Source organism: Umezawaea sp. Da 62-37 (assembly GCF_032460545.1).
In the GTDB taxonomy this organism is placed as follows: Bacteria; Actinomycetota; Actinomycetes; order Mycobacteriales; family Pseudonocardiaceae; genus Umezawaea.
Genome location: NZ_CP135965.1, coordinates 5,801,535 through 5,822,942 on the forward strand (window position 1 = coordinate 5,801,535; position 21,408 = coordinate 5,822,942).

The 21,408-nt window shown below is 71.2% G+C and carries 22 protein-coding genes; 6 read left to right on the forward strand and 16 right to left on the reverse strand.

Annotated features, from left to right (window positions below; genetic code table 11):
* Nucleotides 1-120: 120 nt before the first annotated feature.
* Both RM788_RS26640 and RM788_RS26645 read right to left on the reverse strand, forming a co-directional pair.
* A complete protein-coding gene (locus tag RM788_RS26640) occupies nucleotides 121-795 on the reverse strand; it encodes a Crp/Fnr family transcriptional regulator (RefSeq protein WP_106185253.1) in 675 nt (224 codons plus the stop codon).
* A 224-nt stretch (nucleotides 796-1,019) separates the two neighbouring features.
* On the reverse strand, nucleotides 1,020-1,271 hold the full coding sequence (locus RM788_RS26645; RefSeq protein ID WP_315934504.1) for a hypothetical protein: 252 nt from the start codon (nucleotides 1,269-1,271) through the stop codon (nucleotides 1,020-1,022).
* Between the two features lie 185 nt (nucleotides 1,272-1,456).
* On the opposite strand from RM788_RS26645, the gene nth reads away from it, so the two are divergent.
* Genes nth through RM788_RS26665 form a run of 4 tightly spaced genes read left to right on the forward strand, consistent with a single transcriptional unit; the run spans nucleotide 1,457 to nucleotide 4,629 of the window.
* Nucleotides 1,457-2,161, forward strand: a complete 705-nt coding sequence (gene nth / locus RM788_RS26650) for an endonuclease III (protein WP_315934769.1) — start codon at nucleotides 1,457-1,459, stop codon at nucleotides 2,159-2,161.
* Nucleotides 2,158-2,751: a TlpA family protein disulfide reductase gene (locus RM788_RS26655; protein WP_315934505.1), complete on the forward strand. Its 594-nt coding sequence runs from the start codon at nucleotides 2,158-2,160 to the stop codon at nucleotides 2,749-2,751. Before nth ends, RM788_RS26655 begins: the two co-directional genes overlap by 4 nt.
* Before the next feature lie 44 nt (nucleotides 2,752-2,795).
* Nucleotides 2,796-3,419: an NUDIX hydrolase gene (locus RM788_RS26660; RefSeq protein WP_315934770.1), complete on the forward strand. Its 624-nt coding sequence runs from the start codon at nucleotides 2,796-2,798 to the stop codon at nucleotides 3,417-3,419.
* A 22-nt stretch (nucleotides 3,420-3,441) separates the two neighbouring features.
* Nucleotides 3,442-4,629: a MarP family serine protease gene (locus RM788_RS26665; RefSeq protein WP_315934506.1), complete on the forward strand. Its 1,188-nt coding sequence runs from the start codon at nucleotides 3,442-3,444 to the stop codon at nucleotides 4,627-4,629.
* 322 nt (nucleotides 4,630-4,951) lie between these two features.
* Here RM788_RS26665 and RM788_RS26670 read toward each other — a convergent pair whose 3' ends face one another.
* From RM788_RS26670 to RM788_RS26695, 6 genes are all read right to left on the reverse strand, one after another.
* Nucleotides 4,952-5,878, reverse strand: coding sequence for an alpha/beta fold hydrolase (locus RM788_RS26670; RefSeq protein WP_315934507.1), 927 nt, complete (start codon nucleotides 5,876-5,878; stop codon nucleotides 4,952-4,954).
* Nucleotides 5,879-5,887: 9 nt separating this feature from the next.
* On the reverse strand, nucleotides 5,888-6,376 hold the full coding sequence (locus tag RM788_RS26675; protein WP_315934508.1) for a phage holin family protein: 489 nt from the start codon (nucleotides 6,374-6,376) through the stop codon (nucleotides 5,888-5,890).
* Between the two features lie 48 nt (nucleotides 6,377-6,424).
* Nucleotides 6,425-7,627: a Na+/H+ antiporter NhaA gene (gene nhaA, locus RM788_RS26680; protein WP_315934509.1), complete on the reverse strand. Its 1,203-nt coding sequence runs from the start codon at nucleotides 7,625-7,627 to the stop codon at nucleotides 6,425-6,427.
* 97 nt (nucleotides 7,628-7,724) lie between these two features.
* Complete coding sequence (locus tag RM788_RS26685; RefSeq protein ID WP_315934510.1) at nucleotides 7,725-8,078, reverse strand: hypothetical protein; 354 nt, start codon at nucleotides 8,076-8,078, stop codon at nucleotides 7,725-7,727.
* Nucleotides 8,079-8,154: 76 nt separating this feature from the next.
* Nucleotides 8,155-10,137, reverse strand: coding sequence for an acetate--CoA ligase (gene acs / locus RM788_RS26690; protein WP_315934511.1), 1,983 nt, complete (start codon nucleotides 10,135-10,137; stop codon nucleotides 8,155-8,157).
* Nucleotides 10,138-10,360: 223 nt separating this feature from the next.
* The gene (locus RM788_RS26695; protein ID WP_315934512.1) at nucleotides 10,361-10,957 is read right to left on the reverse strand and encodes a GNAT family N-acetyltransferase; all 597 of its coding nucleotides are present in this window, start codon (nucleotides 10,955-10,957) and stop codon (nucleotides 10,361-10,363) included.
* A gap of 92 nt (nucleotides 10,958-11,049) precedes the next feature.
* Here RM788_RS26695 and RM788_RS26700 point away from each other — a divergent pair, with 92 nt between their 5' ends.
* Entirely contained in the window at nucleotides 11,050-11,775 is a 726-nt protein-coding gene (locus RM788_RS26700) for a Fic family protein (protein ID WP_315934513.1), read from the forward strand.
* On the opposite strand, the gene RM788_RS26705 is transcribed toward RM788_RS26700, so the two are convergent.
* The 3 genes from RM788_RS26705 to RM788_RS26715 form a co-directional block, all read right to left on the reverse strand.
* The gene (locus RM788_RS26705; protein ID WP_315934514.1) at nucleotides 11,776-12,261 is read right to left on the reverse strand and encodes a hypothetical protein; all 486 of its coding nucleotides are present in this window, start codon (nucleotides 12,259-12,261) and stop codon (nucleotides 11,776-11,778) included. It abuts the gene before it with no gap.
* A 103-nt stretch (nucleotides 12,262-12,364) separates the two neighbouring features.
* Nucleotides 12,365-13,501, reverse strand: a complete 1,137-nt coding sequence (kynU, locus tag RM788_RS26710) for a kynureninase (protein ID WP_315934515.1) — start codon at nucleotides 13,499-13,501, stop codon at nucleotides 12,365-12,367.
* Nucleotides 13,498-14,334 carry a tryptophan 2,3-dioxygenase gene (locus RM788_RS26715; protein ID WP_315934516.1) on the reverse strand — a complete coding sequence of 279 codons (837 nt, stop codon included), beginning with the start codon at nucleotides 14,332-14,334 and terminating at the stop codon, nucleotides 13,498-13,500. The genes kynU and RM788_RS26715 overlap by 4 nt, the downstream gene beginning before the upstream one ends.
* Before the next feature lie 106 nt (nucleotides 14,335-14,440).
* On the opposite strand from RM788_RS26715, the gene RM788_RS26720 reads away from it, so the two are divergent.
* Entirely contained in the window at nucleotides 14,441-14,896 is a 456-nt protein-coding gene (locus RM788_RS26720) for an Lrp/AsnC family transcriptional regulator (RefSeq protein WP_315934517.1), read from the forward strand.
* Here RM788_RS26720 and RM788_RS26725 read toward each other — a convergent pair.
* The 5 genes from RM788_RS26725 to RM788_RS26745 form a co-directional block, all read right to left on the reverse strand.
* On the reverse strand, nucleotides 14,879-15,805 hold the full coding sequence (locus RM788_RS26725; RefSeq protein ID WP_315934518.1) for an N-acetylmuramic acid 6-phosphate etherase: 927 nt from the start codon (nucleotides 15,803-15,805) through the stop codon (nucleotides 14,879-14,881). The two genes, RM788_RS26720 and RM788_RS26725, sit on opposite strands and share 18 nt — an antisense overlap.
* Nucleotides 15,802-16,725, reverse strand: a complete 924-nt coding sequence (locus RM788_RS26730) for a MurR/RpiR family transcriptional regulator (RefSeq protein ID WP_315934519.1) — start codon at nucleotides 16,723-16,725, stop codon at nucleotides 15,802-15,804. Before RM788_RS26730 ends, RM788_RS26725 begins: the two co-directional genes overlap by 4 nt.
* Before the next feature lie 131 nt (nucleotides 16,726-16,856).
* Nucleotides 16,857-18,506, reverse strand: a complete 1,650-nt coding sequence (locus tag RM788_RS26735; RefSeq protein ID WP_399344899.1) for a serine hydrolase domain-containing protein — start codon at nucleotides 18,504-18,506, stop codon at nucleotides 16,857-16,859.
* Nucleotides 18,507-18,514: 8 nt separating this feature from the next.
* Nucleotides 18,515-19,747: an exo-beta-N-acetylmuramidase NamZ family protein gene (locus RM788_RS26740; RefSeq protein WP_399344901.1), complete on the reverse strand. Its 1,233-nt coding sequence runs from the start codon at nucleotides 19,745-19,747 to the stop codon at nucleotides 18,515-18,517.
* The gene (locus RM788_RS26745; RefSeq protein WP_315934773.1) at nucleotides 19,744-21,390 is read right to left on the reverse strand and encodes a glycoside hydrolase family 3 protein; all 1,647 of its coding nucleotides are present in this window, start codon (nucleotides 21,388-21,390) and stop codon (nucleotides 19,744-19,746) included. The genes RM788_RS26740 and RM788_RS26745 overlap by 4 nt, the downstream gene beginning before the upstream one ends.
* Nucleotides 21,391-21,408: the final 18 nt, after the last annotated feature.

Below are 21,408 nucleotides of genomic sequence, written 5' to 3' on the forward strand. Positions count from 1 at the left end.
GGGTCGGGGCCTGCACGTCGGGCAGGAGAAGCGCGGTTCGTCGGGGGATGGATCGCGCAGCAGAAAGGGACCGGTGCGCCGCGTCGGGGGCGGCGCCCGGTCCCTTTGTGTTGTCCTGCGCTAGCGGGCCCGGCGAGCCAGTCGCTCGGGGTCCAGGATCAGCACGCTCTTGCCTTCGAGCCGCAGCCAGCCGCGGTGGGCGAAGTCGGCCAGCGCCTTGTTCACGGTCTCCCGCGAAGCTCCGACGAACTGGGCGATCTCCTCCTGCGTCAGGTCGTGCGTGACCCTGAGCAGGCCCGCCTCCTGGCTGCCGAAGCGCTGCGCGAGCTGGAGCAGTGCCTTCGCGACTCGACCGGGCACGTCGGTGAAGATCAGGTCGGCCAGCATGGAGTTCGTCCGGCGCAGTCTGCGGGCAAGTGCCCTGAGCAGCTGCTCCGCGATCTCCGGCCGGTTCGTGATCCACGTCCGCAGCGCGGGCCTGTCCATGCTCACCGCGCGGACCTCGGTCACCGTGGTGGCCGTTGACGTGCGCGGGCCGGGGTCGAAGATCGACAGCTCGCCGAACATGTCCGACGGCCCGAAGATCCCCAGCAGGTTCTCGCGACCGTCCGGGGACTTCCGGCCGATCTTCACCTTGCCCGACTGGATGATGTACAGCCGGTCGCCCGGTTCACCTTCCGCGAAGATCACGTGGCCACGCGGGAATTCAACGGACTCCAGCGTCTGCGCCAGTGCCTCCGCTGCAGCCGGTTCAACCCCCTGGAAAATGCCCGCGCGGGCAAGGGTCTCGTCCACCTCGTCCCCTCCTGTCGAGAAACGACGGCATGGTCGAGCGCCCTCCACCTCTTGGCGGAACAAGCGCCGTGCCGTCGATCACTGGGTGCAGTCTAAGGCTTGTGCCGTGGATCGCCTTTCGGCTCGCCGTCCCATGTGGAGACAGCTCGTCCTCGGTCGAACCCCAGACAGCCCGGAAAGGCCCACGAAGGGTTTCTCCGTGGACCTGGTCGGTAACGGGCCTGCTAGCGGCGGGGTCGCCGCTGACGCAGGTTCCTGGCACGACCGCCGAGCCGCCGCAGCCGGAACAGCTCCAGCGCGCGGCCGATGCCGTGCCCGTAGAGCGCGCGGACCTCGTCCGGACGCGCCTGCTCCAAGAACTCCTCGACCTCGTCCTCCTGCACAGCCACGTGCCGCAGACGAGCTTCAACGCGCTCCATGAAGAGCGCGAAGAACATGATGACGATCGGAACGGCGATGACGAACCAGGCAGTCATGATGGCTCCGATCCTTGCGCATCGTGATTTCGTTCGCTCAAGAGGGGGTCCCTCCAGCGTGTCGAGCCTCTGACGTACCAGGACGCGCACGCCCGTACATTGGTTCCGTGCCCCCCGCGACGTTTCGTCAAACTCCCGCGGACAAGACGGAGACCGCACTGGGTCTCGTCCGCCGGGCCCGCCGGATGGTCCGAGTGCTCGCCGAAGGCTATCCGGACGCCCACTGCGAGCTGGACTTCGACACACCGCTGGAACTGCTGGTCGCCGTCGTCCTGTCCGCGCAGAGCACGGACAAGGGCGTCAACAAGGTCACACCGGCCCTGTTCAAGCGCTACCCGACGGCCGAGGACTACGCGTCCGCCGACCGCGCCGAACTGGAGGAGCTGATCCGACCGACCGGTTTCTACCGGAGCAAGGCGACCTCCCTGCTGGGGCTGGGCGCCGCGCTGGTCGAGCGCTACGACGGCGAGGTGCCCGCCAAGCTGGTCGACCTGGTCACGCTGCCCGGTGTCGGCCGCAAGACCGCGAACGTGGTGCTCGGCGACGCCTTCGGCGTGCCGGGGATCACCGTGGACACCCACTTCGGACGGCTGGTCCGCCGCTGGGGCTGGACGACCGAGGAGGACCCGGTCAAGGTCGAGCACGCGATCGGCGCGCTGATCGAGCGCAAGGACTGGACGATCCTCAACCACCGGGTGATCTTCCACGGCCGCCGCGTCTGCCACGCCCGCAAGCCCGCCTGCGGCGCCTGCCTGCTCGCGCCGCAGTGCCCGTCCTACGGCATCGGCGAGACCGATCCCGTGGCGGCCGCGAAGCTGGTCAAGGGCGACGAGGCCCCGCACCTGCTGGAGCTGGCCGAACGCGTCCGGGCGGGGGAGAAGCTCGGGTGAGGGTGGCGACGAGGTGGGCGCTGGTCGCCCTGGTGCTGGTGGTGGCGGGCGTGGTCGCGATCTGGCCGCGCTCCGACGACCGGCCGCCCCAGCGGGTCGGGGACTCCCGGCCGGGCAAGGACCTCGGCGCGTCCCGCGATCTCGCCGCGCTGCGCCCGTGTCCGCGGGCGAGCACGCCGGGCCCGCAACCCCTTCGGGGGATACTGGCAACCTGCCTCGGGGATGGTGCGTCCACAGACGCCGCCACCACCGTCGGAGGCGGTCCGGCGCTCATCAACTTCTGGGCGACCTGGTGTCAACCGTGCCAGGAGGAGCTCAAGGTGCTCGACGGCTACTCCCAGCAGCCCGGCGCGGTCCCCGTGGTGGCCGTGCAGGTGCAGAGCGGCGAGTCCGACGGGCTGGAGCTGCTGGCCAGGCTCGGCGTCCACCTGCCGTCGCTGCACGACGAGCCGGACGCCCTCCGCCGGGTGCTCAAGGCGCCCCAGACCCTGCCCGCGAGCTTCGTGGTCAAAGCGGATGGTTCAGTGATCCAAGTCACATCGCCCCTCGTCTTCTCCTCCCCCGAACAGGTCCGGGAGGCGGTCGCGTGACCCCGCTGACCCCGCTGATCGAACTCGCCGACGTGCCGGAGTGGATGGCCACCCTCGTGGACTCGGCGTCCAAGATCGACGCCTCGGCGTTCTCGCGGCTGACCACGCCCGCGACCGGGCCGACCCGCGCGGCGGCCGTGCTCATCCTGCTCGGCGACGGCCCCAACGGCCCTGACGTGCTGCTGCTGCGCCGTTCGGCCACCCTCGGCTCGCACCCCGACCAGGTCGCCTTCCCCGGCGGCGCGGCCGACCCGACCGACGACGGACCGGTCGGCACGGCCCTGCGCGAAGCCCGCGAGGAGACCGGCGTGCTGCCCGAAGGGGTGCGCCCCGTCCTGGTGCTCCCGGAGCTGCACGTGCCCGTGTCGAGGTTCCTCGTCACACCGGTGCTGGCACATTGGCATGAACCATGTCCGGTGGAGCCCGTAGACCTTGCTGAGACCGCGGCGGTGGCCAGGGTGCCGATCGCGCACCTCGCGGACCCGGCCAACCGGTTCCTCGTGAGCCACCCCTCGGGCTACGTCGGACCCGCGTTCTCCGCACCTGGCATGTTGGTGTGGGGCTTCACCGCGGGACTGCTCAACGGCCTCATCGCCCTCGGCGGGTGGGAACGGCCGTGGGACGGGACCGACGTCCGGGACCTTGATCTAGCGCTGCGCGCTACGTAGAAGCTTGTCGGAGGTTGTGGGCGTGAACTGGGTCGACCTGCTGGTGCTGGCGCTCGCCGTGTTCGCGGCCGTGTCCGGGGCCCGGCAGGGCATGGTCATCGCCCTGCCGGCGTTCATCGGAGTGCTCGTCGGACTGGTGCTCGGCACCCAGCTCGCGCCGCTGGTGGTGGCGCAGTTCGACAACGTGGTGACCAAGGTCGTCTTCGCGGTCGGCATCGTGATCCTGCTGGTCGCGCTGGGCGAGACGCTGGGCGTCTACATCGGCCGGATGATCAAGCCCAAGATCAACGCCACTCCGCTTCGGGGCATCGACAACATGCTCGGCGCGCTCGTCCAGGGTGCCGTGGTGTTCGTCGTGGCCTGGATGATCGCGCTGCCGCTGACCTCGGTCGCGGGCCTGCCGTCGCTGGCCAAGGCGCTCAACCAGTCGCTGCTGCTCAAGACGGTCGACGGCGCCATGCCGCCCGCCGCCCGCCAGCTGTCGGACGACCTGCAGAAGCTGTTCGACGTGTCCGGCTTCCCGGCCGCGATGGACCCGTTCAACCGCACGCCCCTCAAGGACGTCGGCCCGCCCGACCCGGAGCTGGCGGCCAACCCGATCGTGCAGAAGCTGCGACCCAGCGTGCTGAAGGTCCGCGGCCGGGCGCCGTCGTGCTCGCGGGCGCTGGAGGGGACGGGGTTCGTGGTCGCGCCCGAGCGGGTGATGACGAACGCGCACGTCGTCGCGGGGACGAGCGAGGTGACGGTGGAGGTCGGGCGCGGGCAGTTCGACGCCACCGTGGTGCTGTACGACGCGCAGACGGACATCGCGATCCTGGCGGTGCCGGACCTGGAGGCGACGCCGCTGCAGTTCCACACGGACGAGATCCCGCAGGGGCAGGACGGGATCGTGCTCGGGTACCCGCTGGACGGGCCGTACACGGCTTCGGAGGCGCGGGTGCGGGAGAGGATCCCGATGCTGCGGGGGCCGGATATCTACGACGCGCAGACGGTGACGCGGGATGTGTACACGGTGAGGGCGAAGGTGCGGAGTGGAAACTCCGGGGGGCCGTTGGTCGATCCGCAGGGGCGGGTGATGGGCGTGGTGTTCGGGGCGGCGGTGGACGACCAGGAGACCGGGTTCGTGCTGACGGCGCAGGAGGTGCAGGCGGAGGTGGAGAAGGCGCCGACCCTGGTGCGGAAGGAGTCGACGCAGAGTTGTGCTAGTTAGTTGGGCTGGGGGCGGCTGGCTCGGTTTGTGTCGGGGGTTAGGTGGCTTTACCCCGGTCGCCGAGTGTTCTAGGCTTGGCGGACCTTGTCAAGGCGGGAAAGATGTCTTGACAAGGTCCGTCAAGCCTAGAGATGGCTTCGGATCGGGGTGCACGGGTAGGTCTGGCTGCGCCAGCATCGGCTGCGCCGACAGGGCATCCTTGCTGCGCGTCGGACAAGGCATCCGAGCTGCGCCGGACAAGGCGGCGGGCGCTCCGCGCCGGATGCGGGGGAGCGGCTGCGCCGATGAAGAAGGTGGCTGGCCTGGCTTGGTTGGGCTGTGGTTAGACGCTGCCGAGGAATTCGGCCAGGACTCGGCTGGTGGTGTGGGGGGCTTCCTGGTGGGGGAAGTGGCCGATTTCCGGTAGGCAGCGGAATTTGGAGTTCGGGCCCAGCCAGTAGGAGGAGTGGCGGGCGGTGGTTTCCAGCATGATCGGGTCCATGGCGCCGTGGAGTTGCAGTACCGGTACTTCGAGTCTGCGGTCGATGGTTTCGATGAAGCGGCGGCCGTCGCTGCGGACCTGGGAGCGGACGGCCCAGCGGTAGTACTCGAGTGCGCTGTGGGCGACGCCGGGGACCATCATCGCTTCGCGGTTGCGGCGGACGACCTCGTCGAATTCCGGGGCCGCGGTCCACTTCGGACCGGACCATTCGCGCAGCAGGTTGCCGACGTTGGCGGCGCGGTCTGCGGTGAGGTGGCGTTCGGGGTAGATCGGGGCCTGGAACTTGAGCACGTAGCCGGCGGCGCGGCCCTGGGTGCGGGGGTGCTTGCGGAACGCGCGGCGCAGGGCGAGCGGGTGTGGTGCGGAGATGGCGGTCACCGAGCGGACGAGTCGGGGGTGCATGGCGCCGACGGTCCATGCCAGCAGGCCGCCCCAGGCGTGGCCGACCAGGTGGGCGCGGCGTTCGCCGAGGGCCTTCACCAGGCCCGCGACGTCGCCGGCGAGGGTCCAGCCGTCGTAGCCGCGGGGTGGCTTGTCCGAGTCTCCGTAGCCGCGCAGGTCGACCGCGACGGCGCGGTAGCCCGCTTCGGCCAGTGACGTGAGCTGGTGGCGCCACGACCACCAGAACTCGGGGAACCCGTGCAGCAGCAGGACCAGCGGGCCCTCGCCCATTTCGGCGACGTGCAGCCGGATGCCGTTGGCGGAGACGTCGCGATGGGTCCACGGACCGCTGATCCGCACCGTGGACGGATCAGGAGGCAGGCGCACGGCCCGGCCCTAGTGGGCTTCGCCGCGGTGTCGCAACGTGTCGACGATGTCCCTGGCGGATTCGATCGTGCGCTCCGGCTTCTTGAGCTTGCGCACCTTGCGGTAGCCGAGGAACCCGAACAGGGCCGTCACGAGCAGCATGGCCACGAACACCGTCAGGAACGACAGCGACAGCGGCCAGCCGAAGATGTCGTAGAGCGCGTAGCCGATGGTCAGGAACAGGAAGAAGAGGCTGAACAGCAGCACCGTCAGGGCGACGATGAAGTAGACGCTGCCCGTGATCCCCTTCTTCACCTCCTTGACCACTTCGGACTTGGCCAGCTCGACCTCGGCCCTGACCAGCGTCGACAGGTGGCTCGTCGCATCGCGGACCAAACCGCCGAGCGAGGTCTCCTCCGCGATCCTGGCCGCGTTCTCCGCCCTCAGCGGAATCGACGGGACTGGCGGCAGGCCGTCGGTCGCCCGGCTGCCATTGGTGTTCTCCCTCGCGCTGGTCACCGGCTCATCGTGCCATGCACGAGGACGCGCAGCCGTTCGGCTGGCGGATCACGTCGATTCGTTGTCGCGTTGGTGCACGCGGCTGCGCCGAACGAGCAGGACAGCGGCGAGCAACGAGGCCGTCATCGACGCCAGGAGCACGGCGGCCTTGGCCTGCTCGGCGGCCTGGCCGTCCAGCGCGAGATCCGCGATGAGCAGGCTGACGGTGAACCCGACACCGCCCAGCATCGCGACGGCCACGATGTCGCGCGGGCCCGCGCCGCTGGGCCACACCGCGGCCTTGAGCCACACCGCCAACGCGGACGCGCCGACGATCCCGACCACCTTGCCGACCACGAGGCCGACCATCACGCCGAGTGCGACCTTGTCGGAGAACAGCGCGCCGAGCGCGTCGCCGCCGACCGGCACGCCCGCCGCGAACAGCGCGAACACCGGCACCGCGAACCCGGCCGAGTACGGCTGGAGCCGGTGCTCCAGCCGGATCGCCGGCGCGGACTTCTCGTACGGGTCCTTGCGCACCCTGGTGAGCAGGGCGAGCGCCACGCCCGCGACCGTGGCGTGGACACCCGCCGCGTGGACGAACGCCCACGTCGCCACCGCGATCGGCGCGTAGAGCCAGGCGCTGCGGATCCGCTTGTGCTGGAGGAACGCGTACAGCCCGAGCAGGGCGACGGCGGCCAGCGCGGCGAGGACGTTGAACTTCGCGGTGAACAGGATCGCGATCAGCAGGATCGCGCCGAGGTCGTCGACCACGGCCAGGCTGAGCAGGAACACCCGCAGACCGCTGGGAAGCCCGGACGCGGTGATCGCCAGCACGCCGAGCGCGAACGCGATGTCGGTCGCCACCGGGATCGCCCACGCCCGCTCGATGCCCGGCTCGCCCCAGCCGACACCCAGCGCGACCAGCGCGGGAACGATCATGCCGCCGGTCGCGGCGATCACCGGCAGGATCGCGTTCTTGAACTTCGACAGCTCGCCGACGACCAGTTCGCGCTTGAGTTCGAGGCCCGCGACGAAGAAGAACACCGCGAGCAGCCCGTCCTTGGCCCAGTCGCCGACGCTGAGGTCCAGGTGCAGGGCGGCAGGGCCGACGTGGAAGTCGCGCAGCGCGGTGTACGCGCCGCTCGCGGGGGAGTTGGCCCAGATCAGCGCGACGGCGGTGGCGGCGAGCAGAATCATGCCGCCGACGGTTTCCGTTCGCAGGTAGCGGGCGAACTCGGTGACGACGGCAGCGGCGGGGCGGGGCTTCAAGTGATCAACTCCGAGGTGGTGGACAGCCTTATGTTGCTGCCGACCAGACTTCCCGGCTCACCGAAACCCACTCTAACGGGCGGAGGGGCTCGCCGCCTCAGCGGCCCAGCACCCTGATCTGCTTGTTCTCCACGATTCCCGGAGTGTCCGACGGCCGGCCGACGGCGGTCCGGACCATGGCCCCGGCCAGCGCGTCCACGCCTGCCGGCAGCGGGCCGTACACGGCCCGGACCAGGGCGTTCGTCCCGACCGGGAGGACCTTGGCCGGCCGGAAGCAGAAGACCTCGAACCCGCTCTTCCGGGCGGCGAGATCGCGCAGCCCGGCCTCCGCGCGGACCTTGGGGGCCTCCGGGTCAGGCACGTCACCAGGGTGACTGTCCGGCCGGTCGACCAGCTGCCGGAGCACCTCCGACCCGATGAACCCGGTCGCCCCGGTCAGCACGACCTCCATGTGCCCTGATCCCTCGCGAACGAGGTGCGGCCCGTGGGGCTGTCGACGTCGACAGCCCCACGGGCCGGGCGGAAGATCAGTCCTCGGTGGTGGTCTTCAGCCCGCTGGAGATCAAGTCCATCACGGACGAGTCGGCCAGGGTCGTCACATCGCCGACCTGGCGGTTTTCCGCCACGTCCTTGAGCAGCCGCCGCATGATCTTGCCCGAGCGGGTCTTCGGCAGCTCCGGCACGACCATGATCTGCCGCGGCTTCGCGATCGGCCCGATCTCCTTGGCCACGTGCTCGCGCAGCGCCTTGATCGCCTCGGCGCCGGACGCGCTGTCCGCCACGCCGCCGCGCAGGATCACGAACGCGACGATGCCCTGGCCGGTGGTCGGGTCGGACGCGCCGACGACCGCGGCCTCGGCCACCGTCGGGTGCGAGACCAGCGCGGACTCGACCTCGGTGGTGGAGATCCGGTGGCCGGACACGTTCATCACGTCGTCCACCCGGCCGAGCAGCCAGATGTCGCCGTCGGCGTCGTACTTGGCGCCGTCACCGGCGAAGTAGAAGCCCTCCTTCTCGAACCGCGACCAGTAGGTGTCGCGGAACCGGGCCTCGTCGCCCCAGATGCCGCGCAGCATCGCGGGCCACGGCTGGTCGAGGACCAGGTAGCCACCGCCGCCGTGCGGGACCTCGACGCCCTGCTCGTCGACCACCTTCGCGCCGATGCCGGGCAGCGGGCGCTGCGCCGAACCGGGCTTGGCCGAGATGACGCCGGGCAGCGGCGAGATCATGATCGCGCCGGTCTCGGTCTGCCACCAGGTGTCGACGATCGGGGCCTTGCCCGCGCCGATGTGCTCGCGGTACCAGATCCACGCCTCGGGGTTGATCGGCTCGCCGACGCTGCCCAGCACGCGCAGCGAGGACAGGTCGTACTTCGCGGGGATGTCGTCGCCCCACTTCATGAACGTGCGGATCAGCGTGGGCGCCGTGTAGTAGATCGAGACGCCGTACTCCTGCACGATCTCCCAGTGCCGCCCCTCGTGCGGGGTGTTGGGCGTGCCCTCGTAGACGACCTGGGTGACGCGGTTCGCCAGCGGGCCGTAGACGATGTAGCTGTGCCCGGTGACCCAGCCGATGTCGGCGGTGCACCAGTACACGTCGGTGTCCGGCTTGAGGTCGAACACGTTGTGGTGCGTGTACGCGGTCTGCGTCAGGTAGCCGCCGGTCGTGTGCAGGATGCCCTTCGGCTTCCCGGTCGTGCCGGACGTGTAGAGGATGAACAGCGGGTGCTCGCTGTCGAACGCCTCGGGCGCGTGCTCCTCGGACTGGCTGTCCACGACGTCGTGCCACCACACGTCGCGGCCCTCGACCCAGTCCACTTCGGACTCGGTGCGCTTCACGACGAGCACGTTGGTGACGCTGGGGGTCTGCGCGACGGCCTCGTCCACGGCGGCCTTGAGCGACACGGGCTTGCCGCGCCGGTACTGGCCGTCGGTGGTGATCACGATCTTGGCCCGGGCGTCGTCGATGCGGGTGCGCAGCGCCTCGGCGGAGAAGCCCGCGAAGACCACGCTGTGCGTCGCGCCGAGCCTGGCGATCGCGAGGATGGAGAAGATCGCCTCGGGCACCATCGGCATGTAGACCGCGACCCGGTCGCCGGTCTCCAGGCCGAGCGAGATCAACGCGTTCGCGGCCTTGGAGACCTCGCGCTTGAGGTCGCTGTAGGTGATGGTGCGCTTGTCGCCGGGCTCGCCGACCCAGTGGATCGCGACCTGGTCGCCGTGGCCGGACTCGACGTGCCGGTCGACGCAGTTGTAGGCGACGTTGAGCTTGCCGCCGACGAACCACTTCGCGAACGGCGCGTCCGACCAGTCGAGGACCTGGCCCCACTTGGTGTCCCAGTCGAGCCGGTCGGCCTGCGCGGCCCAGAACGCGTCCCGGTCGGCACTCGCATCGTCGTACAGCGCGGACGTGGCGTTCGCCTGCGCGGCGAACTCCGCGCTGGGCGGGAACGTCCGGCTCTCCGTGTGCAGGTTGTCCAGGGCTGGGCCCTGGTCCGACGGCTGGGTCATGGTGCGGGACCTCCTACGTTCCTGACCTACGTGCGAAGTGGCTGTGCTGACCGTAGTGCCGGTCGGCCCCGATCGACAGGCCACCGCGCCCAAAAGGTTCAGACCAATCCGCAATGACGGCGTTACACGCTGCTCACTGTGTAACGACCGCATCGGTCAAGGCCACCGCCGGTCCGGCGAACGACCCGTCCGTTGCGCCCAACGGCCCGCTGCGTGATGCGAGTCACCCCTGATCGGAGTAGTTTCGGCTGGTCAGCCCCGCGCGCACCGAAGGCCATTCCGGCGCGGTCACCGAGTACACGGCCGTGTCGCGCAGGGTGCCGTCCGGGCGGACGCGGTGGGCCCGCAACGCGCCCTCGAAGGTCGCGCCGAGCCGTTCGATCGCCGCCCGCGACCGGGTGTTGAGCATGTCGGTGTGCCAGCCGACGCGGTGCGCGCCCAGGTCGTCGAACGCCCGCGCGATCAGCAGCAGCTTCGCGTTCGTGTTCATCCCGGTGCGCTGCCAGCGCGTGCCGATCCACGTGTGTCCGATGTGGACGGCGCGGTGGACGGGATCGACGTCGTGGTACGACGTGACGCCCGCGACCTCGCCGGTGGTCGGGTCGAGTTGCGCCCAGGGTCGCCGGTTCGGGTCGTTCAGCGACTTGTCCACGAAGGCCCGCGCCTCGGCGAGTGTCGTCGGCCTGCGGTCGGCCAGCCACTTCCAGACGTCGGGGTCCTCGCCCGCTTCGAGCAGGCCTTCCGCGTGTTGCGCCGTCAGCGGCTCCAGTCGGACGTGCGGGCCGGTGAGCACGGGGCGGTCGAACCAGTCGGTGGTCACGGACCTGACGGTATGTCGGGAGTGGCCATCCGGGAACAGCCATTCCAGGCCGTTTTGGAATAGCCACTTTACCCACGGGTAATGTCCGAACCGTGACCGATCCGCTGGCTCCGCTGCTGGACCTGCCCGGTGTGGCCGACGCCGTCGCCAACGCCAAGAACGCCGTCTTCCAGGTGCACCGCCACCGGGTGAACCTGCGCGGCTGGGCGACGACGGCCGCCGAGGCGTCCGTGCGCGCGGCCCGCGCCTCCGCCGCGCTGGAGGGCGGGTCGACCGCGATCCCCGACGACGGCTCCGTGACCGACCCCGTGCTGGCCGGGTCGCTGCGGGTCGCCGAGGCGCTCGGCACGCTGCTGCCCACGTGGGAACGCGCGCCCTCGCAGGCGTTGGCGCGGCTGCACCTGCTCGCCGCGGCGGACTTCGCCGGTGAGCTCGGCAGGCCCCGGCTCGACCCCGGCGTGGCCGACCGGCTGGACCAGCTCGCCGGCCTGCTGACCGGCGGCACCAAGGTGCCCGGCCCGCTGCTGGTCGCCATCGTGCACGGCGAACTGCTGGCGCTGGCCCCGTTCGAGAGCGCGAACGGCGTGGTGGCGCGGGCGGCGGCCCGGCTCACGTCGATCGCCACCGGCCTGGACCCGAAGGGCCTCGGCGTCCCCGAGGTGCACTGCCTGCGCAGGCAGAACGAGTACGACGCCGCGCTGGTCGCCTTCACCACCGGCGAGCCCGAGGGTGTCGGCCGGTGGATCCTGTTCTGCTGCGCGGCGCTGGAGGCGGGCGCCCGCGAGGCGTCGAGCATCGCGGACGCCGCCTCGGCGTGATCAGCCGAAGAACTCGCCCACGTACCCGAGGCGCGCCGGACCGCCGGTCAGGGCGACGTCGGGCCACCGCACCACCACGGTGCGGTCGGTCGCGGCGGTCGACGGCAGGGTGAAGGTCGCGGCCGCGGGCGTGTAGCCCTCGCCGGTCCCCTTCTTGGAGGCGAGGTACACCACCTTCGGGCTGCCGGGCACCAGCACGGCGGGCGTGGCGTTCGCCGGGTCGGGGGCGACGACGGCGATGGGTAGCGGGCTGTTCGACAGGTCCACGAAGACCAGGTCGCCGAGCGAGCCGCTCATGGTGCACGCGGTACCCGGCTTCGCCTCGAACACGATGCCGAACAACTGGTCGCCGGCATTCGGCGACGTGAACTTCCGCACGTCGGAGAAGAGGGTGGACGCGGTGCACTGCGGGGTCGGGATGGACGCGTCCGCGACGCCCGCCGCACTGAGGGCGAGTGCTGCGGCGCCGGCGAGTAACGAGGTCATCTTGGTGATGTTCATACCCATCACACGCGGGCTTCGGAGTCCCGGTGGCCTCGCCGCGAGATGCGCCACTCGCGGACAACCGGGACCCCGGCCCGAGCGTGATCTAGAGGATCTCGGCCAGGGCCTCGGCGGCCCGGCGGGCGTCGGAGTACCGGTTGTACAGCGGCGCGAACCCGAAGCGCAGCACGTCGGGGGGCCGGTGGTCGCCGATCACGTCCCGCGCGATCAGCTTCCCCATCACGACCTCGGCGTCGGCGTGCCGCAACGAGACCTGGTGACCGCGCCACTCGTCGGCCGGCGTGATCACCCCGATGCCGGGCAGGTCCTCCACGAGCGACCGGAAGTAGTCGGTGAGCTTGAGCCCCTTGGCCCGCACGTCGGCCAGCGACACGTGGTCCCACACGTCGAGCGCGGCGTCCAGCGCCAGCATCGACAGGATGTCCGGGGTGCCGCAGCGGGCCCGCGCGACACCGGGGGCGGGCGTGTAGTCGTCCTCCATCGCGAACGGCGCGCGGTGCCCGGTCCAGCCGGTCAGCGGCTGCTCGAACGTCGCCTGCGCGGCCGTGGGCACGTAGAGGAACGCGGGCGCGCCGGGGCCGCCGTTGAGGAACTTGTACGAGCACCCGACGGCCAGGTCGACGCCGAGCGCGTCCAGTTCGATCGGCAGCACGCCAGCGCTGTGGCAGAGGTCCCAGACAACCTTCGCACCGACGGCGTGCGCCTGTGCGGTCACGGCGGCCATGTCGAGCATCCGACCGGTCCGGTAGTCGACGTGGTTGAGCAGCACCACGGCGGTGCGCTCGGTCAGCGCCAGCGCGTCCGGGGTGGCGGGGCGCAGTTCCAGGCCGGTCAGCTCGGCGACCGACCGCGCGATGTAGCCGTCGGTCGGGAACGTGCCCCCGTCCACCACGATCTCGGTCCGGTCGGTGCCCCGCACCGCCGCCATCAGCGCCTTGAAGATGTTCACGCTGGTCGAGTCGCCGACCACGACCTGCCCCGGCGCCGCGCCGACCAGCCGCCCGATCCGGTCGCCGACCCGCTGCGGGGCCTCCCACCAGCCCTCGGACCAGCCGCGGATCAGCCTGCGGCCCCACTGCTGCCGCACGACCTCCTGCATCCGTTCGGCGACGGCCTTCGGCGGCGCGCCGAGGGAGTTGCCGTCCAGGTAGACCACATCGTCGTCCAGGTCGAACAGCTCGCGCACGGGCGCCAGCGGGTCGACGGCGTCAAGGTCGATCACACGAAGCTCCTCGCGGTCCACAGTTCGGGGAACACCGATCGTTGCGTGCGCTTCTCCAGCCAGGCGACACCCGCGGAGCCGCCCGTCCCCACCTTGGCGCCCATCGAGCGCCGCGTGGCGAGGAGGTGGTCGTAGCGCCAGCGGGCGAACTCCTCGGCGATGTCGGTCAGCGCCTCGCCCAGCTCCAGCAGGTCGCGGGAATCGCCGCGGTAGACCTCGGCCCACACCTTCTCCACGTCGGCGTTGACCTCGTAGGCCCGGCTCACGTCGCGCGCCAGCACCTCGGCCGGGATCGGCAGGCCCTGCCGGTGCAGCGCGGCGAGCACGTCGTCGTACAGGCTCGGCGCGTGCAGCTGGGCTTCGAGGGAGTCGTGCAGCTTCGGCACGGCGCGGTGCGGCACGAGCATCGACCGGGACTTCTCGCCGAGCAGGAACTCCATCTCGCGGTACACACCGGACTGGAAGCCCGAACCCTCGCCGAGCGCGTCGCGGAACGAGTTGAACTCGCCCGGCGTCATCCGCGCGATCGGCCGCCACGCCGCGTTGAGGCCCTGCATGTGCAGCTCGCTGCGGCGCAGGGTGCGCACGGCCGCGCGCAGGTCGTCGGCGCGCAGTTCGAGCTGGGCCTGCCGCCACTCGAAGACGAGCAGCCCGAAGTACAGCTCCATGATCTGGGTGATCACCAGGAACGACATCTCGCGCGGGTCGTCGGAGGCCTGCTTCTGCAGCGTGTGCAGCACGGAGGCGTGCACGTAGTCCTCGTACGGCGTGGTGCCGCCGAAGTCGAGCTTGGGGGCCTCTTCGCCGCTGTGGATGACCGGGCAGGTGCTCATGACTTCATCATGCGTGGCCGAGCGGCATTTCTGAATGCGTGGTGCCACCCGGCGGAACCGGAACTTCTCATGGTCGCAAGGCATTTCGGCGGATAGCTTTGCGTTCATGAGCATCGACCTGGACGCGGTGGACTGGGCCCTGCTGGAGGCGCTCCAGGAGGACGCGCGGCTGTCCTACAACGAGCTCGCGCGGCGGGTGCACGTCTCGCCGCCGACGGTCGCCCAGCGGGTGCGCAGGCTGGAGAACGCGGGCGTGATCACCGGCTACCGGGCCTCGGTCGACGCCACGGCGGTGGGCCGCCCGGTCATCGCCCTGGTGCGGATGAAGTGCTACGGCCCCCGGTGCATCACCGTGCACCCCGAACTGCTCGACGACTGCCCGGAGGTGGTCGAGGTGGTCCGGCTGACCGGGGACATCTGCTCGGTGGTCAAGGTCGTCACGACGTCGGTCCAGGAGCTCGAACGGCTGCTCGTGCGGCTGGGCGGCCACGGCGAGACGTCCAGCGCCATGGTGCTGTCGACGCCGATCCCGTGGCGGCCGGTCCTACCGGTCGTCCAGTGACACCAGCGCCTGCCGGACGTGCCCGTCGGAGCCCACCAGCGCCTCGGCGGCCCGCGCGAACGGCACGCCGGACAGCAGGTGCACCAGCGCCACCTTCAGGTCGCCGCCCGAGCCGGCCAGCGCGTCCGTGCACTCCTGCTCGGCCAGCCCGGTCGCCTCGCGCAGGATGCGCACGGTCCGGCCGCGCAGCTTCGCGTTCGTCGCCCGCATGCTGACCATCAGGTTCGAGTAGGTGCGGCCGAGCCGGACCATCACGGCGGTGGAGAACGACGTCAGCACCAGCTTCTGCGACGAGCCCGCCTTCATCCGGGTGGAGCCCGCGATGGCCTCCGGGCCGGTGTCGAGCGCGATCAGCACGTCGACCTCGCACGGCGCGGGCGCGACCGGGTTGTTCGACACGAGCACGGTGCGCGCGCCCATCGCGCGGGCCTCGCGCAGCGCGCCCACCACGAACGGCGTGCGGCCGGACGCCGTGACGCCCAGGACGAGGTCGCCCGCCGTGACGTGCGTGCGGATCTGCGCGGCGCCGCCGAGGTCGTCGTCCTCGACGTTCTCCAGCGCGCGCACCAAGGCCTCCTGGCCCCCCGCGTGGTGCGCGAGGAACCAGTCGGGCGGGGTGTTGAACGTGGGCGGCAGCTCCGCCGCGTCGAGCGTGGCGAGCCTGCCGGACGTGCCCGCGCCGACGTAGTGCACCCGGCCGCCCGCGCGCAGGGCGAGGACGGCGAGGTCGGCGGCGCGCGCCACGTCCGGCAGCACCGCCGCCACCGCGTCGGGCACCACGTGGTCTTCGACGTTGATCGCTCGCAGCACGTCCAACGTGGACATCCGGTCGATGTCGAGGGTGCGCGGGTTCCGCAGCTCGGTCGGAGAGTCCACGCGCACCACCACACCGTTCCGGTACGAGGTCATTTAGCGGTCTCCCGTCGTCGTCTGCCGTCCGGCCGTTCGCCCAGCCGGTGGCCGGACACCGCGTCGTAGGTCGCTTCCAGCGCCGCCGTGGCGCTGTCGACGTGCAGCTGCGCCACGCCGATGAACAGGCAGTCGACCACCGTGAGCTGCGCGATCCGGCTGGACATCGCGCCCGAGCGGAACGTGGTCTCGCGCGCCGCCGTGGTCAGGACGTGGTCGGCGACCTCGCTGATGGGCGAGCGCGGGAAGTTGGTGAGCGCCACCGTGGTCGCGCCGTGCTCCTTGGCGACCCGCAGCGCCTCGACGGTCTCCGAGGTGGAACCGGTGTGCGAGATGCCGACCGCGACGTCGGCGCCGGTCAGCACCGCCGCGCTGGTCAGCGCGATGTGCGCGTCGTTCCAGGCGAAGCAGACCCGGCCGATCCGGTGCAGCTTCTGCTGGAGGTCGAACGCGACGAACGCGCTCGCGCCGAACCCGTAGACGTCCACCCGGCCCGCGCCCGCGACGGCCGTCACGACCGCGCGCAGCGCGTCGACGTCGAGCTGCTCGGCGGTCTCCTCGACGGCCCGCGCGTCGGCGAACGCCACCTTGCCGACGACCTGGCGCAGGTCGTCGGTCAGGGTGATGTCGCTGCCGAGGTCGCGGTCCACACGGGACGCCGTCCGCGCGGTGTCGGCGGCGAGGGCGATCCGCAGCTCCGGGTAGCCGCCGACGCCGATCGCCTTGCAGAAGCGGGTCACCGTCGTCTCACTGGTGCCCGCCGCCTCGGCGACCTCGGTGATGCTGCGGTGCGCGACCGTGGCTGGGCTCTCGAGCACGACCTTGGCGACCCGCTGCTCCGCGCGGGCGAGGCCCGGCAGGAGTGAGCGGATCTTGACCAGTGGGCTGGCGTCGAGGTAATCGGGAACTTTGCTGGACACGTGGGAAACTTACTAACCGTCACCGTCGTGGTCAACGGATCCCAGGGGTGACCAGCCCGTGTTGTGAGGGTTTCTCACTCATATGCCACCCTTTCCTCACCGGCTGTCCATCCCGTTGCGACACACCGTGCTCACCGGTCGGCCGCCCGCCAGCCGACGGCGGTGAGCGCCTCCGGGTGGCGTTCGGCGTCGAGCACCGTGCCGCGGTCGCCGGAGATCCGGATCCCGTCGAGGTACACGCCCCGGCCGCCGTACCCGTTGCCCCGCAGGTACACCCAGCGAACCCGGCTGCCGTCGATCGCGGCCTCCACCCGCGTCCACTTCCGGGTGCCCGTGCCGGTCAACGACTTCACGTCGCGCCACGTCGTGCCGTCACCGGTTTGCAGCACGACGCTGTCGCCCTCGTCGAGGTCGACGAACGCGTCGAACGAGACCTTCCGCGCGCCGGGCAGGTCGCCGGTCGTCAGCGTCGCCCCCGTGGCCCCGGTCGGCGTCCACGCGTCCCGCCCCTGCTGCGGCCGGACGGCCAGCGCGCGCGCCAGCCCGTCGGCGACCGCCCGCCGCGCGGGGTTGATCGTCCCCCAGTCGCGCGACGGGTGGACGCGGTTGGTCAGCAGGATCGCGATCGACCGCGACATCGGGTCCACCACCAGCGTCGTGCCCGTGAACCCGGTGTGCCCGGCGGTGGCGGGCGAGCTGAGCGCGCCCATGTACCAGCGCTGGTCCAGTTCGAAGCCGAGCCCGTGCGAGTCCTCGGGGAACTCGGTGTTGAAGTTGGTCGTCATCAGCTTGACGGTCTGCGGCCGCAGGATCCGGTGGCCGTCGTAGGTGCCGCCGTTGAGGATCGCCTGGGCGAGCACCGCGAGGTCCCGCGCCGTGGAGAACACGCCCGCGTGCCCGGCGACACCGCCGAGCGACCAGGCGTTCTCGTCGTGCACCTGGCCGCGGACCATGCCGCGCGGCGGGTTCGACTCGAACTCCGTGGCGGCGATCCGGTCCAGCTTGCTCGCGGGCGGGTTGTAGCCGGTGTCGGGCAGGCCGAGCGGGTCGGTGATGCCCTTGCGCACCAGCTCGTCCAGCGGCGACCCGCTGACCCGGCGCACCAGTTCGCCCAGCGTGATCAGGTTCAGGTCCGAGTACGTGTACGCGCTGCCGGGAGCGGTCTTCGGCGTCGCGTCCATCACGGCCTTGATCCGCGACGGGACGTCCGGCCACTGCTGCCACAGCGGCAGCCACGGCTCCAGCCCCGAGGTGTGGGTCAGCAGCTGCTCGACGGTGATGTCGGCCTTGCCGTTGACGCCGAACTCCGGCAGGTACTTGGACACCGGCTGGTCGACCCGCACCCGGCCCCGTTCGACCTGCTGCATCACCACGATCGAGGTGAACAGCTTGGAGATCGACGCCAGGTCGAAGATCGTGTTCTCCGCCATCGGAACCTGCTGCTCCACGGGCAGCTCGGTGCCCTTGGCGTCGGAGTAGCGCACCGCCCAGCCGGTCGGCCGCTGCGCGACGACGGAACCGTCGTGCGCCAGCAGCGTCACCGCGCCCGCGAACATCGGGTGCCCGGTGGCGTCCGGCTCGGTGTAGCGGCTGACCTGGTCGAGTGCGGCGTCGATCGGCGCCGGGTCGAGACCGGGGTTGCCGCGGTGCAGCTGCGTCCACGGCGGGGCGAACCCGGTGTGCGGCCGGTCGAACCGGCCGGTGGACGCGTCGGCTTGCGCCGCGGCGGGCAGCGTCGTCATGGTCAGCATGGTCGCGACGAGCAGGGCTGGCAGTCGCATCGGAGTCCTCACCGGTAGTGCAGGTACTGGCGTCTGGTGCGGCGGAACGAGGTCAGCTCGGAGTCCCACGCGCCGACGACCTCGTCGACGCCCGCGCCCGCGTCGACCATGCGCCGCAGGCGATCCGAGCCGCTGAGGTTGTCGATGAAGTGGTCCGGCCGCCACGCGAACAGGGCGGGGTAGAGCGCGCGGGCGGTCACGAGCATCGCCACGGCCGAGCGGATCGCGTCGAAGCCCGCGGGGTCGGTGAGGTGCAGGGCCACCCCGCCGCAGGACTTGCCGACGAACTTGTTGAACGTGGGCGCGAAGTACGTCTCCCGGAACCGCACACCGGGCAGGTTCAGCTCGTTGAGCTTCTCCGCCCAGCGCCAGTCGACGTCCGGGGCGCCGATGGTCTCGAACGGCCGCGTCGTGCCGCGGCCCTCGGAGAACACGGTGCCCTCGAACAGGCACGTGCCGGGGTAGACCAGGGCGGTGTCCCTCGTCGGCATGTTCGGGCTCGGCGGGATCCACGGCAGTCCGGTGTCCAGTTCCGCGCGCCGCCACCCGCGGGCCCACACGACGTCCAGGTTGGACACCCGGCCGCCGTCGGAGGGCAGGAACTCCCCGTCGAAGAACCGGGCCAGCTCGCCGACGCTCATCCCGTGCTGCTGCACGATCGGCTTGCGGCCGACCCCGGTCGCGTACGCCGGGTCGAGCTGCGGGCCGCGGGCCGTGCCGCCGACCGGGTTCGGCCGGTCCAGCACGAGGAACGCCGCGCCGGTCGCCGCGGCGGCCTGCATCGCCGTGTACATGGACCAGACGTAGGTGTAGAACCGCGCGCCGACGTCCGCGATGTCGAACACCACGGTGTCCACCTGGGCCTTGCGGAACATCCCGGCGAGCTTCTCCGCGTTCGCGCCGTAGGCGTCGTACACGGGGACGCCCGTGCGCGGATCGGGGTAGTCGCCCTCGGAACCGCCTGCCTGGGCCGTGCCGCGGAAGCCGTGCTCCGGGCCGAAAGCGGCCTGCGGACGTTGGCCTGCGGCCACCATCGAGTCGACGACGTGGGTCTGGTCGGGCAGCACGCCGGTCGGGTTCGTGAGGATGCCGACCCGCCTGCCGCCCAGCCGCCGCCAATCGTCCTGGGCGAGGACCTCCGCGCCCGTGACGACCCTCGTGGCCGCTGCCGCCTCCCCGCTCGTGAGCGCCAGCGCGGGCACGGCCAGTGCGCCCGCCTGGAGGAGCTGCCTGCGCCTCACCAGGTGACGCCGTGGCCGAGCGGGTACGCCGTCGGACCCGGCACGTCGACCGGCAGCCTGCCCTTGGGGCCCGCCTCGCCGTAGACGACCTTCGCCAGCGACTCCATCGCCCCGGCGCCGTAGGAGTAGGTGGCCAGCCAGGTCGGGTTGTCGTGGGCGACGTCGTACGGGTTCTGCACGGCCACCGCGACCACCGGCTTCCCGGTCGCCCGCAACCTCGCCAGCAGCGCCTGCTGCGCGGGCTGCTTGGACAGCGAGTTCGTGAGCAGGACGACGACCTCGGCCCCTGCCGCCGCCTGCACGGCCGCGGCGGTCTGGGCCTCGGTCGGGGCGCTGCCGGTGGGCAGGGCCGTGGTGGTCGTGCCGCGGGCGGTGAGCCGGTCGGCGAGCGTGCGCGTCGTGGTGTCGCCCCAGCCCGTGACCAGGGCGGACGCCGGCTTCTTCGCCAGCGGCAGCACCTTGGCGTCGTTGCGGACGACGGTCGTGGTGCGGTCGGTGATCTGCTGGGCCACCGCCAGGTTGGCGGGGGAGCCGACCGTGCGGGCGATCGCGCCCACGTCCACCAGCGGGCTGGTCAACATGCCCCGCAGGAGCTTCATCCGCAGGATCCGCAGCACGCTCTGGTCGATCCGCCGCTCGCTCAGTTCACCGCTGCGCACGGCCGCCAGCACGCCGTTGATCGCGACCTCGAGGTTCACCGGCATCAGCAGTTGATCGACACCGGCCTTGAGCGCCAGCACCGGGATCTCCGCGTCCGGGTGCAGCTGGCGGACGCCCTCCATCTCGAGGGAGTCGGTGATGACGACGCCGTCGTAGTGCAGCTCGTTGCGCAGCAGACCGGTGACGATCGGCGCGGACAGCGTGGCGGGCTCGCCGGACGGGTCGATCCTCGGCGTCTGGATGTGCGCGGTCATGATCGAGTCGATGCCCGCGGCGATGGCCGCCCGGAACGGCGGCGCGTCCAGCTGCCGCCACTGCTCGACGGTCCGGTCGACGACCGGCAGGCTCGTGTGGCTGTCCTCGGACGTGTCGCCGTGACCGGGGAAGTGCTTCGCCGTCGCCGACACCGCGCCCTTGGCCAGGTACCGCTGCTGGTACCCGCGGACCTGCGCGGCGACCATCTCGGAGGCCAGCGCGGGATCGCTGGAGTAGGAGCGGACCCCGATGACCGGGTTCGCCGGGTTCGAGTTCACGTCCGCGTCCGGCGCGAAGTCCTGGTTGATCCCCATCGCGCGCAGCTCGTTCGCGGTGATGGTGGCGGCCTTCTCGGCGTCGGCCCTCGACCGGCCCGCGCCGAGCGCCATGTTGCCGGGGAACTGCGTCGCGGGCGCGCCGATCCGGGTGACGATCCCCATCTCCTGGTCGGTGGAGATCGCCAGCGGGATGCGCAGGCCCGACGACATCGCGGCGCGCTGCAACCCGTTCGACAGGGTCGCGATCTGCTGCGGGGTGTCGACGTTGTCGCGCGACGAGTTGTTGAAGTAGATGACGCCGCCGGGGTGGAACTTCGCCACCACCTGCGCCGGGGTGTCCACGCCGAAGTTCGTCCGGTTCAGCGGATTCACCTCGTCGGGTGACTGGCCGTTGAGGTAGGTGACGAACAGCTGACCGACCTTGTCCTCCAACGACATCCGCCGGACCATCGTGGTGATGCCCTGCGC

Bases quoted from the DNA above. Each gene is read 5' to 3' on its own strand.
- RM788_RS26685 (WP_315934510.1), bottom strand. From the start codon at position 8,078: ATGGAGGTCGTGCTGACCGGGGCGACCGGGTTCATCGGGTCGGAGGTG.
- nth (WP_315934769.1), top strand. From the start codon at position 1,457: ATGGTCCGAGTGCTCGCCGAAGGCTATCCGGACGCCCACTGCGAGCTG.
- RM788_RS26660 (WP_315934770.1), top strand. From the start codon at position 2,796: ATGGCCACCCTCGTGGACTCGGCGTCCAAGATCGACGCCTCGGCGTTC.
- RM788_RS26745 (WP_315934773.1), bottom strand. From the start codon at position 21,390: ATGGTCCGGCGGATGTCGTTGGAGGACAAGGTCGGTCAGCTGTTCGTC.
- RM788_RS26705 (WP_315934514.1), bottom strand. From the start codon at position 12,261: ATGACCTCGTTACTCGCCGGCGCCGCAGCACTCGCCCTCAGTGCGGCG.
- RM788_RS26735 (WP_399344899.1), bottom strand. From the start codon at position 18,506: ATGCGACTGCCAGCCCTGCTCGTCGCGACCATGCTGACCATGACGACG.
- RM788_RS26720 (WP_315934517.1), top strand. From the start codon at position 14,441: ATGAGCATCGACCTGGACGCGGTGGACTGGGCCCTGCTGGAGGCGCTC.
- RM788_RS26715 (WP_315934516.1), bottom strand. From the start codon at position 14,334: ATGAGCACCTGCCCGGTCATCCACAGCGGCGAAGAGGCCCCCAAGCTC.
- acs (WP_315934511.1), bottom strand. From the start codon at position 10,137: ATGACCCAGCCGTCGGACCAGGGCCCAGCCCTGGACAACCTGCACACG.
- RM788_RS26725 (WP_315934518.1), bottom strand. From the start codon at position 15,805: ATGACCTCGTACCGGAACGGTGTGGTGGTGCGCGTGGACTCTCCGACC.
- RM788_RS26645 (WP_315934504.1), bottom strand. From the start codon at position 1,271: ATGACTGCCTGGTTCGTCATCGCCGTTCCGATCGTCATCATGTTCTTC.